Below are 14,433 nucleotides of genomic sequence, written 5' to 3' on the forward strand. Positions count from 1 at the left end.
TGCCAGGGTTCCACAATACCAGCGTCAACGCCAGCCGCTCGGCCGAGCAGGCGGCAAAAGCGCCTTCTATTTGGACGATTGAAGCGCGTGACAGTGGCGGATAATTCTGCATATCGCCCCTCCTCCCGAGGAAGCGGCCCCCGCTCATTACCAAACATACGCGCCCTGGAAGGCAATCATGGCTGTAGCCGAAGAAATCGATGTGAACCGCATACCCCCGGAACCGGCGCCTGCCCGCTCGCCCGTGGAGTCCGTGCAAGCCTTCGCCAAGACGCCGATGGGCAAGAATTTCCTGCGCGGCCTGGGCGTGGCGGCACTGGTCGCCATCGGCGTGGCCCTGTACATGTGGAACCAGCCGCCCGAATACAAAGTCCTGTTCTCGAACTACACGGACCGCGACGGCGGCGCCATCACCGCCTCGCTGGACCAGCTGGGCATCAAGCACAAGTTTTCCGAAGGCGGCGGCGCCATTCTCGTGCCATCCGAACAAGTCCATGACGCGCGCCTGAAACTGGCCGCGCAAGGTTTGCCGAAGGGCGGCAACGTGGGCTTCGAGCTGATGGAAAACCAGAAGCTGGGCGTGTCGCAATTTCTGGAACAGGTCAATTTCCAGCGCGCCCTCGAAGGCGAACTGGCCAAATCGATCGAATCGGTGTCCGCCGTCGACACGGCGCGTGTCCACCTGGCGCTGCCCAAACCGTCCGTCTTCGTGCGCGAACAGCAAAAACCGACGGCGTCCGTGCTGCTGAACCTGCATCCTGGCCGCGGCCTCGATCAGTTGCAGGTGAGCGCCATCGTGCACCTGGTGGCGTCCAGCGTGCCGGAATTGCTGCCAATCAATGTCACCGTGGTCGACCAGGCCGGCACCCTGCTGTCGAACCAGGAAAAGGACAAGGACCGTGCCAACGGCATCAAGAGCCTGGACCCGAACCAATTAAAGTACGTGCAGCAATTGCAGCAAAGCGTGATCAAGCAGGTCGAATCGATCTTGCTGCCCATCGTCGGCGAAGGCAATGTGCGCGCCGAAGCGACGGCCGATGTCGATTTTTCGCAAAGCGAGCAGGCGGCTGAAACCTACAAGCCGAACTCGCCGCCGGAAGCGTCCACCATCCGCAGCCAGCAAACGAGCGAATCGACGGGCGCCGGCAATGCCAACCCATCCGGCGTGCCGGGCGCGCTGTCGAACCAGCCGCCAGGCGTGGCGACGGCGCCGTTGACGGCCGAAGCGCCTGGCGCACCGGGCGGCGCGCCGACGGCGCCGACACAGAAGGAATCGACAACGAATTATGAAGTCGACAAGACCGTGCGCTATGAGCAGAAATCGATGGGCGGCCTGCGCCGCCTGTCGGTGGCCGTCGTCGTCAACTATCGCCGCAGCTTCGACAAGGATGGCAAGGTCACGGTCAAGCCGATTTCCCCTGCCGAAATGGTCCAGATCAATAATCTGGTCAAGGAAGCGATGGGCTACAACAAGGAGCGCGGCGACAGCTTCAGCGTGGCCAACTCGCCCTTCGACGGCATCGACCGCGCGCCGGAAGGCAAGCTGGAGTGGTGGCGCGACCCGGCCAACTTGCCGCTGGCCAAGGAACTGGCGAAATTCCTCATCACGGCCCTGATCCTGCTGTATATCTTCATCAAGATCGTGCGCCCGATGCTGCGCCCCGTGATGCGCAAGATCGACGATTTCGGCGCCCCGCCGCCCGTCATCGAACCGGAACTGGCCAAGACGGACGAAGAAAACGAAGTCCTGCTCAGCGAAGCGGAACTGGAAGAGCTGGAAGAAGATACGGCGCGCGGTTATCGCGAAAACCTGGCGATGGCCAGGAAACTGGCGCAGGAAGACCCGCGCGTGGTGGCCAACGTAATCAAAGCATGGATAGGCAATAATGACTGAGACAACGGGACTGCAAAAGGCATCGATCCTGATGCTGGCACTGGGCGAGAGCGAAGCGGCCGAGGTCATGAAATTCCTCGGCCCGCGCGAAGTGCTGAAACTGGGCGCCGCCATGGCCACCATGAAGGGCATCGCGCACGAGCAAGTGGTCGAGGTGCTCGGCGACTTCCGCGCGCAGACGGAACTCAATTCCACCGTCGGCCTCGATTCGGACGAATACATCCGGCAAGTGCTCACCAAGGCGCTGGGCGACGACAAGGCGTCCGTGCTGCTGTCGCGCATCCTGGGCGGCAAGGATGCGTCCGGCATCGAATCGCTGAAGTGGATGGATTCGCAATCCGTGTCCGAGCTGATCCGCAACGAGCACCCGCAGATCATCGCCACCATCCTGGTCCACCTGGAACGCGACCAGGCCTGCGAAATCCTCGGCCACTTCACGGACCGCTTGCGCAACGACGTCGTCTTGCGCATCGCCACCCTGGACGGTGTGCAGCCGGCCGCCTTGCGCGAGCTCAACGACGTGCTGACGAAACTGCTGTCGGGTAACGAAAACATCAAGAAATCGTCGCTGGGCGGCGTGCGTGCGGCGGCCGAGATCCTGAACTTCATGAGCGGCGAGCAAGAAGGCTCGGTCATGGACAATATCAAGAACTACGACAATGACATGGCGCAAAAGATCATGGACGAAATGTTCGTGTTCGACAACGTGATCGACATCGACGACCGCGGCATCCAGCTGCTGCTGCGCGAAGTGCAGTCGGAAATGCTGATCATCGCCCTGAAAGGCGCCTCGCAGGAGCTGCGCGACAAGATCTTCAAGAACATGTCGCAGCGCGCCGGCGAGATGATGCGCGAAGACCTGGAATCGAAAGGCCCCGTGCGCCTGTCGGAAGTGGAATCGCAGCAGAAACAGATCCTGCAGATCGTGCGCCGCCTGGCGGACGAGGGGCAGATTGTCCTAGGCGGAAAAGGCGAGGATTCGTTTGTCTAACTTGATTCCCAAAGAGCAGCAAACCGCCTACCAGCGCTGGGAAATGACCTCGTTTGGCGACGAGCGTCCCAGCGTGGTGGCGGCGCGCAAGCTGCTGGAACCGGATCCCGAACCGGAATTCGATCCATTTGCCGAGCTGCAAGAGGAAGAGCCGGCGCCGCCGCTCGAATACCCGACGCAGGAAGAACTCGACGCCATCCGCGAAGAAGCGCGCGCCACGGCCTTCGACGAAGGCCGCGCGGCCGGCTATGCGGAAGGCCACGCGGCCGGGCATGCCGATGGCCATGCCGAGTCGTATGCGCAAGGCAAGGCGGCGTCCGCCGTGGAACTGGCGCATCTGCAAACCATCGCCGTCGACTTTGGCACGGCCGTGCAGCAGGCCGACGAGCTGATCGCCAACGACGTCATGGAACTGGCCTTGCAACTGGCCAAGGGCATGCTCAAGACAGCCTTGCCCGTGCGCCCCGAGCTGATGCTGCCGATGGTGCGCGAAGCCATCGAATACTTGCCCGTGCTGCAACAACCTGCCTTGCTGATGCTCAACCCGGAAGACGCGCAAGTGGTGCGCGACGGCATCGGCGATGAGCTCGACAAAGGTGGCTGGCGCGTCATCGAAGACCCCAGCGTGGAACGCGGCGGTTGCAAGATCGACACGGCCAGCAACCAGATCGACGCGCAGACATCCACCCGCTGGCACCGCCTGACGCATGCGCTGGGCAAAGACCTGGACTGGCTGGCGCCGTGAGCGAGCCCGTCAAAGGCCCGACTGCCCATGCGGCGCGCTGGCGCGCCTACCTGAGCGACTGTACGGCCGTGGTCGGCTTTGTCGAACCGATGCAGATTTCAGGCCGCGTCACGCGCGTGGCCGGCCTGGTGATGGAAGCCGTGGGCTTGCGCCTGGCCGTCGGCGCCGCCTGCACCGTGCCGCTGCCCAATGGCGGCAGGGTCGAGGCGGAAGTGGTCGGTTTTGAAGGCGAGCGCCTGTTTTTGATGCCGCAAAGCGATGTCGAGGGCATCGTGCCCGGCACGCGCGTGTTTTCCGTCGAACCGGCCATTCCCCGACCCGGCAGCGTGGCGCACCCGCGCCGCCGCCCCAGCGACCGCGCGCGCCACCTGCCCGTGGGGCCGCAACTGCTGGGCCGCGTGCTCGACGGTGCGGGCCGCCCGCTCGACCAGCTCGGTCCGCTGCACACGACCGACAGCGCCCCCATCAATGTACGCCCCGCCAATCCGCTGGGCCGCGCCCCCATCGTCGACACGCTCGACGTGGGTGTGCGCTCGATCAACGCCATGCTGACCGTGGGCCGTGGCCAGCGCATGGGCCTGTTCGCCGGTTCCGGCGTCGGTAAAAGCGTGCTGCTGGGCATGATGGCCCGCTACACGGAAGCGGACGTGATCGTCGTCGGCCTGATCGGCGAACGGGGACGCGAAGTAAAAGAATTCATCGAGCAAATCCTCGGCCCCGAAGGCCTGGCCCGTTCCGTCGTCGTGGCCGCGCCGGCAGACACGCCGCCACTGATGCGCCTGCAAGGGGCCGCGTATGCGACGGCGATTGCCGAGTATTTCCGCGACCAGGGGCAAAACGTGCTGCTGATCATGGATTCGCTGACCCGCTACGCCATGGCGCAGCGCGAAATCGCCCTGGCCATCGGCGAGCCACCGGCCACCAAGGGCTATCCGCCGTCCGTCTTCGCCAAGCTGCCCGTGCTGGTGGAGCGGGCCGGCAATGGCGAGGAAGGTGGCGGCTCGATCACGGCCTTCTACACCGTGCTGACCGAGGGCGACGACCAGCAGGATCCGATCGCCGACTCGGCGCGCGCGATTCTTGACGGCCACATCGTGCTGAACCGCCGCCTGGCCGAAGCGGGACACTATCCCGCCATCGACATCGAGCAATCGATTTCGCGCGCCGCCCACTCGATCACCACGCACGAACACCAGCAGCAGGCGCGCAAGCTGAAACAGCTGTATTCGCGCTATGAACGCAGCCGCGACCTGATCAGCGTGGGCGCCTACAGCGCCGGCACCGACCCCGTGCTGGACCAGGCGATTGCCCTGCATGAAAAGATCGAGGCGTTTTTACAACAGCAAATCACGGAGCGGGTCAGCATGGACGAGAGCTTGGGGCAACTTACCGCTCTATTCGAGTGATTAGGGCTTGCATAGCGGGAATATAATCAGCCATGGCCTCTCCTTCCCAACTTGCAACCCTGATCGACCTTGCCCAGCGCGAAACGGATGACTGCGCCAAGCGCCTGGGCGCGGCCCTGAAAGCGCTCGACGATTGCCGCCAGAAACTCGACATGCTGTCCGGCTACCGCGACGATTACGCCAAGCGCTTCGAGGCAAGCATGAGCAGCGGCATTACGCCCATGGCTTACCGCAACTTCCAGGCCTTCATGGTCAAGCTCGACAGCGCCATCCTGGGCCAGCAGCAAGTGGTCGAGCATGCGCAAGCGCGCAGCGACAATGAAAAGATGCGCTGGCAGCTGGCCGAACGTAAGCGCATGTCCTACACCACCCTGAACAACCGGGCGCAGGAACAGGCGCTGAAGCTGGAAAACAAGCGCGACCAGAAAGCAATGGATGAGCACGCGGCGCGACAAGCCTATTACAAACGCTAAGCAACACTGAGGCAGCATCATGCAAACCCAGCCAACACCGATTTCCCAGATTATCTCGCCGAACGCCACGCCGGGTGCCGCCAACCGCAGCCAGCCGTCCACCAGCGGCACGGCGGGTGACTTCCAGCGCACCCTGAACCGCCAGATCGAGCAACGCCAGGCCAGCCGCAATATGGCGCAAGCGCAAATACAAACGCCTGCGCCGGCACCGGCAGCTCGTCCCGCCAGCCCTGCCGCCACGCAGGCACCCGCCCAGGCGCCAGCGAACGAAGCGAAAGCGGCGCAAGCAGGCACCGAACAGGCGGCCAGCAGCGAACAGCCGCCCGCGCAATCGAGCGAGGCAGCGACACCCGCCACCGCCGACAGCGCCACGGCCGAAGCCAGCGTGCCCGCCGCCCCCGCCGCGCCAGTCACGCCGCCAGCCGATCCGGCCGCCGAAATGCTGGCCCTGGTAGGCAGCATCCAGCTGGCCATCCAGCCACCGGCAGCCACCGCCAAGGCCGTGCCGGAACTGCCGGCGCGCGCCAGCGTCAAGGCAGAAGGCAAGAACCCGGCGACAGGGCCATTGCTGGCAGCCGGCCAGGGCAGCGGCAAGGCTGCCGCCACCGTCATCGCGCAAGCCGACAGCGGCGACTTTGCCGACAGCCTGGGCCAGGCCCAAGGCAAGGCTGCCGCCACACCGGGCGCCAGCGTGCCGACCGGCAAGGCCGAACCGGGCAAGCTGGCCATCGACGCGCAGCTGGCGGCGACCGCCAAGGCGGGCGCTGCCGTGGCCGAACCGGTCCTCAGGGAAACCCCTGCCGACCTGAGCCGCCTGGCGGCCCAGTTGCAGCCGGGCGCGCTGCAGCAGGCCGCGGCCGCCGTGGCCGTGCCGGCAGACAAGCTGACTGGCCGGGTCGGCACGCCGGCCTGGGACCAGCAACTGGGGCAGAAAGTTGTGTGGATGGCCGCTGGCGGCGACCAGAGCGCCACCCTGACCCTGAATCCGCCCGACCTGGGCCCCGTGCAAGTGGTACTGACGGTTACCAATGACCAGGCCGATGCCGCCTTCATGTCGGCCCAGCCGGAAGTGCGCCAGGCGCTGGAAGCGGCCATGCCGCGCCTGCGCGAAATGATGAGCGAAGCGGGCATCGCCTTTGGCAGCGCCACCGTCTCGGCCGGCACACCGGAACAGCAGGACCAGGGTAACCGGGAAGCATCTGGCGAACGCCGTGGCAATGGCCAGGGTGGTGGCGCATCGGGTGGCGAGATCGCCATCGCGCCGGCGACAGGCGGACGCAGCCGGCCCAGCCTGAGTGCCGTGGATACCTTTGCCTGAGGATAATTCGTCATCCGCAAGCCACTGGCGCGCCCCACGGCGTAACTTTTCGTCTAAAAACAGCGAGTTGAGGGCGCTTCCGCCCTCTTTTCACTGCATCCTTCTGCGCAGAATTTGCCGATAATGACATAATGGCGTCGTGATCCACTTCCATGCACTCGAGTACCATTGAAAGCAAATCCAAAAATGAAAGCAGATCCGAAAGCAGATGCAGGCCTGGCTCCCGCCGGCGCCTCGAAAAAGAAGCTTCTGATCATCGTGCTGGCCTCGGTGCTGGTGGCTGGCGGTATCGGTGGCGGTGCCGCCTGGTACTTCCTGCATGGCAAGGCCGATAAAGAAGAATCGGCACCGAGCAAGAAAAAACATGCCGCTTCCAAGGCAGGTCCGCCCGTCTTCGTGCCCATCGATGCCTTCACCGTCAATTTGCAGCCGGAAAATGGCGAGCAATACCTGCAAATCGCGTTTACCTTGCAGGCCAGCAGCCCGGAAGAAATGGACTTGATCAAGATCAACATGCCGAAAGTGCGCAGCCGCTTGTTGCTGCTGCTGTCCGGCAAGAAGGCATCCGAACTCAATACCGTGGAAGGCAAGCAACAACTGGCGGCCGAAATCATCAATCAGGTGAACCAGCCGTTCGAGGACAAAGGGCCGGAGCAGGACGTAACGGACGTATTATTTACCGCATTCATCATTCAATAAGCAGCCATGGCCGATAATTTCCTCTCCCAGGAAGAAGTCGATGCCCTACTCAAGGGCGTCAACGGAGACCAGGACGACGCGCAGGCGCCGGAAGATGTCACGGGAGTTCGTACCTACAACCTGGCAACCCAGGAGCGCATCGTGCGCGGCCGGATGCCAACGTTGGAAATTATCAACGAGCGTTTCGCCCGGCTGCTGCGCGTGGGCCTGTTCAACTTCCTGCGCCGCAGCGCCGAAGTGTCGGTCGGTTCCGTGCGCGTGTCGAAATACAGCGAGTTCATCCGTAATCTGGTGGTGCCGACCAATCTGAACCTGGTGCACATGAAGCCGCTGCGCGGCACGGCCCTGATGGTCTTCGATCCGGGCCTCGTGTTCCTGCTGGTCGACAACCTGTTCGGCGGCGACGGGCGCTTCCATACGCGCGTCGAAGGGCGCGACTTTACGCAGACGGAGCAGCGCATCATCCTGCGCATCCTCGACATCGTCTTCGAAGCCTATACCAAGTCGTGGGAGCCGGTCTTCCCCGTCGAGTTCGAATATATCCGTTCAGAAATGAACACGCAGTTCGCCAACATCGCCACGCCGAACGAGGTGGTGGTGGCATCCACGTTTACGGTGGAACTGGGCTCCGTTTCCGGACAAATCCACTTCTGCATGCCGTACTCGATGATCGAGCCGATCCGCGATTCGCTGACCTCGAGCCTGCAGGGCGAGGCGCTGGAAGTGGACAAGCGCTGGATCCGTTTGATGACGCAGCAGATCCAGATCGCCGAAGTCGAGCTGGTGGCTTCGCTGGGCACGGCGCGCGTGTCGTTCGATGAAATCCTGAACATGAAGGTGGGCGACATCATCCCGCTGAATATTCCGGAACTGATCGCCGCGACCGTCGACGGCGTGCCCGTGATGGATTGCACGTACGGCGTGTTGAACGGACAATATGCCTTAAAGGTTGAAAAGTTGTTGGCCAATGCCGATAACATGAATAACCACTAAATAAATACCCGGGCCGCGTTGCGGTCCGTATCTGTACAACAGGAGAAACACATGTCTGACAACCAAGACGACCAAAGCGCGGAAGACGATTGGGGCGCGGCCATTGCCGAGCAGGCCAAGGCGGAAGCCGAAGCGCTGCAGAACCAGGCCGCCAATACGGCCAGCGCGGCCAGCGCCGCCGTGTTCAAGGACTTTTCCAAGCAGGCGTCGAAGTCGGAAACGCACAACGATATTGATTTCATCCTCGATATCCCGGTGCAGCTGACGGTCGAACTGGGCCGCACCAAGATCGCCATCAAGAACCTGCTGCAACTGGCACAGGGTTCCGTGGTCGAGCTCGACGGCCTGGCCGGCGAACCGATGGACGTGCTGGTGAACGGCTGCCTGATCGCCCAGGGCGAAGTGGTGGTGGTGAATGACAAGTTCGGCATCCGCCTGACTGACATCATCACGCCTTCCGAACGCATCCGAAAATTGAATAAATGAAGCCTGGCCTGTTGATTTCCACCATGCTGCCGCTGATGGCGGCATGCAGCATTGCCCTGGCTGAAGCGCCAGCCGCGTCCGCACCAGCGGCGGCCAGCGCCGCCAGCGCTTCCGTCGCGCTGGCAAGCGAGACGCCGCCTGCCGCAGCGGCGCCAGCAGCCTCACCTGCCACTACAGCGGCTGCCTCGCCTGCCGCCGCCCTGCCCGCCATGCCGCCCGGCGCACCGATGACGATGGCGCCGACCAGCTCGGCCGGCAGCCTGCTGCAAACCATCTTCGCGCTCGTGTTCGTGCTGGCCCTCTTGATCGGCCTGGCCTGGTTCATGAAACGCTATGGCCCCAAGGTGATGGGCGGCAACAACAAGATGCGCGTCGTCAGCTCGCTCAACCTGGGCGGACGCGAACGCATCGTCCTCGTCGAAGTGGCCGACCAGTGGATCGTCGTCGGCGCCTCGCCCGGCAGGATCAACGCGCTGGCCACCATGCCGCGCCAGGAAGGCGATCTGCCGCAACTGGCCACGGCGCAAAACGGCCCCGCGGCCGCCAATTTTTCCGAATGGCTGAAACAGACCATCGAAAAACGCAATGGGAAATAAGCAGCAGATGGCGTGGTCCACCTTGAAGACTCCTTTGACCTGGCTGCTGGCGGCCGCCGCCCTGGCCTTGCCGCTGTGGGCCATGGCCCAGCCGGGCATCCCGGCCTTCAACAGCACGCCGGCCCCAGGCGGGGGACAGAACTACTCGTTGCCGGTGCAGACGCTCATCCTGATGACGTCGCTCACCTTCCTGCCGGCGGCCTTGCTGATGATGACCTGCTTTACGCGCATCATCATCGTGCTGTCCCTGCTGCGTCAGGCCATCGGCACGCAATCGGCGCCGCCGAACCAGGTGCTGGTGGGCCTGGCCCTGTTCCTGACCCTGTTCGTCATGGGCCCCGTGTTCGACAAGATTTATACGGATGCCTACCAGCCCTACCAAGAAAACAAGATCACCATGCAGCAGGCGATGGACAAGGGCGTCGATCCCCTGAAAACCTTCATGCTCAAGCAGACGCGCCAGGCCGACCTGGCCCTGTTCGCCAAGATGTCGCGCTCGCCGGCCCTGCAAGGCCCGGAAGACGTGCCGCTGCGCATCCTCGTGCCCGCCTTCGTCACCAGCGAACTGAAGACGGCATTCCAGATCGGCTTTGCCATCTTCATCCCGTTTTTGATCATCGACATGGTGGTCGCCAGCGTGCTGATGTCGATGGGTATGATGATGATGTCGCCCGCGACGATCTCGCTGCCGTTCAAGCTGATGCTGTTCGTGCTGGTCGATGGCTGGCAGTTGCTGCTGGGCTCGCTGTCACAGAGTTTCTACTAGGGGAAGTACGATGACACCCGAAAGCGTCATGACCCTGGGCCGCCATGCGATGGAAATCACGCTGATGGTGGCCGCGCCCATGCTGCTCGTCGCCCTCATCATCGGCTTGATCGTGAGTATTTTCCAGGCGGCCACGCAAATCAACGAGGCGACCCTGTCCTTCATCCCGAAGCTGGTCGGCATTTTCGTCGCCCTCGTCGTGGCCGGCCCGTGGATGCTGTCCGTCATGCTCGACTACATGCGCCAGGTGTTTACGGGCATCCCGAACCTGGTGGGCTAGTGCAGCAAACGTTGCCATGCTGACCCTGTCCAGCATCGAACTGAACACGTGGATCGCAGCATTGCTGTGGCCGCTTAGCCGCATCCTCGGCCTGATCGCGGCCGCCCCGCTGTTCGGCAATGCATCCGTGCCGGCCACCGTCAAGGTGACCCTGGGCGCGCTGCTGGCCATGATCATCGCCCCCACGGTGCCGGCCTTGCCTGCTGTCAATCCGATGTCCTTGCCCGGCTTATTGATCCTCACGCAGGAGATGCTGGTGGGCCTGGCCATGGGCTTTTCCATCCGCATCGTGTTTTCCGCCATCGAAATGGCCGGCGAGATCAGCAGTCTCACCATGGGCCTGGGCTTCGCCTCGTTCTTCGACCCGCAAACCAAGGGCCGCTCTTCCGCCATCAGCCAGTTCCTCGTCATGCTGGCCACCTTGATGTTTTTGACCGTCAACGGCCACCTGGTCTTGCTGGCGGCGCTGGCGGAAAGCTTTGTCAGCCTGCCGATCTCGTCGAGTCCCATCAGCGGCGGCGGCTTCCAGCAATTGGCGGCCTGGGGCGGGGAAATCTTCCGTTCCGGCCTGCAAATTTCGCTGCCCATCATCGCCGCCCTGCTGCTGACCAACGTGGCGCTGGGCATACTGACGCGGGCCGCGCCGCAGCTGAACATTTTCGGTATCGGCTTTCCCGTCACCCTGGGCGTGGGCTTGCTGGTGATCAGCATGGTCCTGCCCTACCTGGCCACACCGTTCCAGAACATGTTCCTGCGCGGCATAGAAACGGCGCGTCTGCTGCCACGCGGCTTTGCCACGCGCGACCGGCCACCGCCGCCCGCGCCGCCGAATCCCTTGCGCCCGGCACTGCCTGCGCCCGCGCCGCTGCCGCCCGCGCCCTGATCCGGGCTACCAGCCCAGCGCGTGGCGCAGCAGCAGCGCCGACAGCACGAACATCGTGATACCAATCAAGCCATCGAGCACTTGCCAGGCCCGGGGCCGCGCAAACCACGGCGCCAGCCAGCGCGCGCCAAATCCCAGCGAGGCAAACCACAGCAGACTGGCCGCGCTGGCGCCGGCGATAAACCAGCTGCGCAGCACGCCCGGCTGCTGGGCGCCGATACTTCCCACCAGCAATACCGTATCCAGATACACATGGGGATTGAGCAAGGTAAACGCCGCCGCCTGCGCCAGGATGGCAGCCAGGCCCAGTTGCGCCCCGCCCTCGGCCGCGCGCAACTGCTGCGGCCGGCGCGCGCGCCGCAGGGCTTGCCAACCATACACGGCCAGGAAAGCGGCGCCGCCCAGCGCCAGCGCGCTGGCCAGCAGGGGACGCTGCCCCAGCGCACTGGCCATGCCCAGGACGCCGGCGGCAATCAGCGCCGCGTCGGCCAGGGCGCAAAACAGCACGATGGCACCCACGTGTTCGCGGCGCAAGCCTTGCCGCAAGACAAAGGCATTTTGCGAGCCGATGGCAACGATGAGTCCCAGGCCCAGGGTCAAGCCCTGGAGAAAGACGGAAAAAACGAGTGGTGTGGTGGCGGTCGGGAGTGTCATGCGGCGATCTTGCCAGCCGCAGGGAATGAAGGCAAACTACCTTTTCTATTGCCAGTTAAGGAAAACTTCATTCATGCTCGACTATGCCGCCCTCGCCGCCCTGGCCGCCGTCATTCGCGAAGGCAGTTTCGAGCGCGCGGCGCGCGCCTTGCACGTGACGCCATCGGCGATTTCGCAGCGCATCCGCCTGCTGGAAGAGCGCGTCGGCTGCGCGCTGGTGATACGCGACCAGCCCTGCCGCGCCACGGAGACGGGCCGGCGCCTGTGCCAGCACGTGGACCAGGTGCAACTGCTGGAACAGGATTTGCAAGGTACCTTGCCGGCGCTGGCCGCGCAGGGCATGTCGCGCGCCAGCGTGCCCATCGCCGTGAATGCCGATAGCCTGGCCACCTGGCTGGCGCCCGCCATCGCCGCCTTCGCGGCCGCACACCCGGTGCTGCTGCAAGTGGCCGTCGACGACCAGGACCATACGGCCGAGTGGCTGCGCAGCGGCGCCGTGCTGGCGGCCGTCAGCGCCACGGCCCGGCCCGCATCAGGCTGCAACAGCCGGCCGCTGGGCGCCATGCGCTACCTGGCGGCCGCCAGTCCCGCCTTCGTGCAGCGGCATTTTGCCCACGGCGTGGGCGCCGCCAGCCTGGCGCTGGCGCCCAGCCTCGTCTTCAATACCAAGGACGAGCTGCAAGCGCGCTGGGTGCGGCGCCTGTGCCACCGGCACGTGGAATTGCCGCGCCACACCCTGCCCTCGTCGCACGCCTTCGTCACGGCCGGCCTGGCCGGCATGGGCTGGGGCTTGCATCCGCAGGCGCTGATCCAGGCCTGTCTCGACAATGGCAGCCTGGTCGAACTGCTGCCGGACTCGCCCCTGGACGTGCCCCTGCACTGGCACACGGCGCGTGCCGCGTCGAACCTGCTCGACGGCTTGAGCGGCGCCATCCTGTCCGCCGCCCGCACGGGCCTGCTGCCGCCCTGATTGCCAAGCTCAGGGCTGGTCGCTGCTGAATGCAAAGCGCCAGCGCCGCACATCGACATTCAAACGCAGCTGGTGATGTTTGACCAGGTAGCGCACACCGACGAGGGCCGCCGCCAGCCCCGACAGGGCGGCTATGCCCAGCGCCCAGCGCGGGCCGAAGGTGTCGGCTACCCAGCCCACGACGGGCGCGCCCAGCGGCGTGCCGCCCGCCGAGATGGCCAGGAGTATCGCCATCACGCGGCCCCGCATGGCGGGCGCCGTCGACAGTTGCACGCTGCTGTTGACGCTGGTGGTAAAGGTTTGCGCGGCGATGCCGATGACCACCAGCATCATGCCGAACAGCCAGTAATTGGGCATCACGGCGGCCAGCGCGCACGCCAGGCCGAACAGCGCCGCCGCCCCCAGCAGCAAGGCCAGTGTAGGCTGGCCGCGCCCCGCCGCCAGCAGGGCGCCGGCCACGGAGCCGCACGCCATGATGGAACTGAGCACGCCATACTGGCCGGCGCCCGCATGGAAGACCGTCACCGACATGGTCGAGAGGAAAATCGGGAAATTCAAGCCGAAGGTGCCGATCAGGAACAGCATCAGCAGGATGGCCATCAGGTCGGGCCGCTGGCGCACGTAGCGGAAACCCTCGCCCAGGCTGGCACGCGTGGCCTTGATGCGCGGCGCGCGGCGCAGCAATTCCACGCGCAGCAGCAACAGCGATCCGATCACGGCCGCAAAACTGACAGCGTTGATGATGAAGACCCAGCCGCTGCCGACGCTGCTGATGAGCAAGCCGGCGACCGCCGGGCCCAGCATGCGCGCCGCATTGAACGAGGTGGAATTGAGCGCCACGGCATTGGTCAAATCTTCCTCGCCGACGATTTCGGCAACAAAAGTCTGGCGCACGGGCGAATCGAAGGCCGTCACGCAGCCCAGCAGGAAAGCAAACACATATACATGCCACAGCTGCACCAGGCCGGTGATGCACAAGATCCCGAGTCCCAGCGCCAGCAAACCCATGGCCGCCTGCGTACACAACAACAATTTCCTGCGATCCAGCAAGTCGGCCGCCATGCCCGTCAGGGGCAGCAACAGCAGTTGCGGGCCGAATTGCAAGGCCATGACGATGCCGACGGCGCTGGCATTGTGCTGCGTCAATTCGCTCAGCACCAGCCAATCTTGCGCCGTGCGCTGCATCCAGGTGCCGATATTCGACACGAGGGCGCCGCCGGCCCAGATACGGTAATTGGGAATGCGTAGCGAACGGAATGTGTTGTTCATCTGGGCGTGC

General features: G+C 64.3%; 16 protein-coding genes. 14 read left to right on the top strand and 2 right to left on the bottom strand.

Translation table 11 applies throughout. The annotated features are described in order from the left end of the window. Positions 1 to 178: 178 nt before the first annotated feature. The 13 genes from fliF (at position 179) to fliR (ending at position 11,530) form a co-directional block, all read left to right on the top strand. Entirely contained in the window at positions 179 to 1,894 is a 1,716-nt protein-coding gene (gene fliF, locus KO539_RS04510) for a flagellar basal-body MS-ring/collar protein FliF (protein WP_099402998.1), read from the top strand. Beyond that, the gene (gene fliG / locus KO539_RS04515; RefSeq protein WP_034754023.1) at positions 1,887 to 2,885 is read left to right on the top strand and encodes a flagellar motor switch protein FliG; all 999 of its coding nucleotides are present in this window, start codon (positions 1,887 to 1,889) and stop codon (positions 2,883 to 2,885) included. The genes fliF and fliG overlap by 8 nt, the downstream gene beginning before the upstream one ends. Before the next feature lie 43 nt (positions 2,886 to 2,928). Beyond that, positions 2,929 to 3,630: a flagellar assembly protein FliH gene (locus KO539_RS04520; protein WP_051959609.1), complete on the top strand. Its 702-nt coding sequence runs from the start codon at positions 2,929 to 2,931 to the stop codon at positions 3,628 to 3,630. 89 nt (positions 3,631 to 3,719) lie between these two features. Beyond that, positions 3,720 to 5,036, top strand: coding sequence for a flagellar protein export ATPase FliI (gene fliI, locus KO539_RS04525; protein WP_225242837.1), 1,317 nt, complete (start codon positions 3,720 to 3,722; stop codon positions 5,034 to 5,036). Positions 5,037 to 5,068: 32 nt separating this feature from the next. Continuing rightward, positions 5,069 to 5,509 carry a flagellar export protein FliJ gene (gene fliJ, locus KO539_RS04530; protein ID WP_035821358.1) on the top strand — a complete coding sequence of 147 codons (441 nt, stop codon included), beginning with the start codon at positions 5,069 to 5,071 and terminating at the stop codon, positions 5,507 to 5,509. Positions 5,510 to 5,528: 19 nt separating this feature from the next. Then, a complete protein-coding gene (locus tag KO539_RS04535) occupies positions 5,529 to 6,827 on the top strand; it encodes a flagellar hook-length control protein FliK (RefSeq protein ID WP_257626102.1) in 1,299 nt (432 codons plus the stop codon). Between the two features lie 186 nt (positions 6,828 to 7,013). Beyond that, a complete protein-coding gene (gene fliL / locus KO539_RS04540; RefSeq protein ID WP_035821361.1) occupies positions 7,014 to 7,526 on the top strand; it encodes a flagellar basal body-associated protein FliL in 513 nt (170 codons plus the stop codon). Between the two features lie 6 nt (positions 7,527 to 7,532). Next, positions 7,533 to 8,519 (top strand): flagellar motor switch protein FliM, encoded by a 987-nt coding sequence (fliM, locus tag KO539_RS04545; RefSeq protein WP_034754035.1) that lies wholly within the window; start codon positions 7,533 to 7,535, stop codon positions 8,517 to 8,519. Between the two features lie 51 nt (positions 8,520 to 8,570). Then, positions 8,571 to 9,005, top strand: coding sequence for a flagellar motor switch protein FliN (gene fliN / locus KO539_RS04550; RefSeq protein WP_034754038.1), 435 nt, complete (start codon positions 8,571 to 8,573; stop codon positions 9,003 to 9,005). Further along, complete coding sequence (fliO, locus tag KO539_RS04555; RefSeq protein WP_219307545.1) at positions 9,002 to 9,601, top strand: flagellar biosynthetic protein FliO; 600 nt, start codon at positions 9,002 to 9,004, stop codon at positions 9,599 to 9,601. The genes fliN and fliO overlap by 4 nt, the downstream gene beginning before the upstream one ends. Positions 9,602 to 9,608: 7 nt before the next feature. Next, positions 9,609 to 10,367 (top strand): flagellar type III secretion system pore protein FliP, encoded by a 759-nt coding sequence (fliP, locus tag KO539_RS04560; protein ID WP_370385431.1) that lies wholly within the window; start codon positions 9,609 to 9,611, stop codon positions 10,365 to 10,367. A gap of 10 nt (positions 10,368 to 10,377) precedes the next feature. Beyond that, positions 10,378 to 10,647: a flagellar biosynthesis protein FliQ gene (gene fliQ, locus KO539_RS04565; protein WP_035821365.1), complete on the top strand. Its 270-nt coding sequence runs from the start codon at positions 10,378 to 10,380 to the stop codon at positions 10,645 to 10,647. Between the two features lie 16 nt (positions 10,648 to 10,663). Then, positions 10,664 to 11,530: a flagellar biosynthetic protein FliR gene (gene fliR / locus KO539_RS04570; RefSeq protein ID WP_035821367.1), complete on the top strand. Its 867-nt coding sequence runs from the start codon at positions 10,664 to 10,666 to the stop codon at positions 11,528 to 11,530. 6 nt (positions 11,531 to 11,536) lie between these two features. Here fliR and KO539_RS04575 read toward each other — a convergent pair whose 3' ends face one another. Beyond that, complete coding sequence (locus tag KO539_RS04575; RefSeq protein ID WP_219307546.1) at positions 11,537 to 12,184, bottom strand: LysE/ArgO family amino acid transporter; 648 nt, start codon at positions 12,182 to 12,184, stop codon at positions 11,537 to 11,539. Between the two features lie 73 nt (positions 12,185 to 12,257). Between KO539_RS04575 and KO539_RS04580 the strand changes: the two genes are divergently transcribed. Then, positions 12,258 to 13,154, top strand: coding sequence for a LysR family transcriptional regulator ArgP (locus KO539_RS04580; protein ID WP_219307547.1), 897 nt, complete (start codon positions 12,258 to 12,260; stop codon positions 13,152 to 13,154). 9 nt (positions 13,155 to 13,163) lie between these two features. Here the strand turns inward: KO539_RS04580 and KO539_RS04585 are convergent, their stop codons facing one another. Next, the gene (locus tag KO539_RS04585) at positions 13,164 to 14,423 is read right to left on the bottom strand and encodes an MFS transporter (protein ID WP_219307548.1); all 1,260 of its coding nucleotides are present in this window, start codon (positions 14,421 to 14,423) and stop codon (positions 13,164 to 13,166) included. Positions 14,424 to 14,433: the final 10 nt, after the last annotated feature.

Origin of the sequence: Janthinobacterium sp. NKUCC06_STL, from assembly GCF_019345455.1 — a bacterium.
Classification (GTDB): Bacteria; Pseudomonadota; Gammaproteobacteria; order Burkholderiales; family Burkholderiaceae_D; genus Janthinobacterium; species Janthinobacterium rivuli.

Excerpts from the sequence above, each read along its gene's own strand:
- fliO (WP_219307545.1), top strand. The coding sequence starts at position 9,002 with ATGAAGCCTGGCCTGTTGATTTCCACCATGCTGCCGCTGATGGCGGCA.
- fliP (WP_370385431.1), top strand. The coding sequence starts at position 9,609 with ATGGCGTGGTCCACCTTGAAGACTCCTTTGACCTGGCTGCTGGCGGCC.
- fliG (WP_034754023.1), top strand. The coding sequence starts at position 1,887 with ATGACTGAGACAACGGGACTGCAAAAGGCATCGATCCTGATGCTGGCA.
- fliM (WP_034754035.1), top strand. The coding sequence starts at position 7,533 with ATGGCCGATAATTTCCTCTCCCAGGAAGAAGTCGATGCCCTACTCAAG.
- fliQ (WP_035821365.1), top strand. The coding sequence starts at position 10,378 with ATGACACCCGAAAGCGTCATGACCCTGGGCCGCCATGCGATGGAAATC.
- fliR (WP_035821367.1), top strand. The coding sequence starts at position 10,664 with ATGCTGACCCTGTCCAGCATCGAACTGAACACGTGGATCGCAGCATTG.
- KO539_RS04535 (WP_257626102.1), top strand. The coding sequence starts at position 5,529 with ATGCAAACCCAGCCAACACCGATTTCCCAGATTATCTCGCCGAACGCC.
- fliI (WP_225242837.1), top strand. The coding sequence starts at position 3,720 with ATGCAGATTTCAGGCCGCGTCACGCGCGTGGCCGGCCTGGTGATGGAA.
- fliF (WP_099402998.1), top strand. The coding sequence starts at position 179 with ATGGCTGTAGCCGAAGAAATCGATGTGAACCGCATACCCCCGGAACCG.
- KO539_RS04585 (WP_219307548.1), bottom strand. The coding sequence starts at position 14,423 with ATGAACAACACATTCCGTTCGCTACGCATTCCCAATTACCGTATCTGG.
- fliL (WP_035821361.1), top strand. The coding sequence starts at position 7,014 with ATGAAAGCAGATCCGAAAGCAGATGCAGGCCTGGCTCCCGCCGGCGCC.
- KO539_RS04575 (WP_219307546.1), bottom strand. The coding sequence starts at position 12,184 with ATGACACTCCCGACCGCCACCACACCACTCGTTTTTTCCGTCTTTCTC.
- KO539_RS04520 (WP_051959609.1), top strand. The coding sequence starts at position 2,929 with ATGACCTCGTTTGGCGACGAGCGTCCCAGCGTGGTGGCGGCGCGCAAG.
- fliN (WP_034754038.1), top strand. The coding sequence starts at position 8,571 with ATGTCTGACAACCAAGACGACCAAAGCGCGGAAGACGATTGGGGCGCG.
- fliJ (WP_035821358.1), top strand. The coding sequence starts at position 5,069 with ATGGCCTCTCCTTCCCAACTTGCAACCCTGATCGACCTTGCCCAGCGC.
- KO539_RS04580 (WP_219307547.1), top strand. The coding sequence starts at position 12,258 with ATGCTCGACTATGCCGCCCTCGCCGCCCTGGCCGCCGTCATTCGCGAA.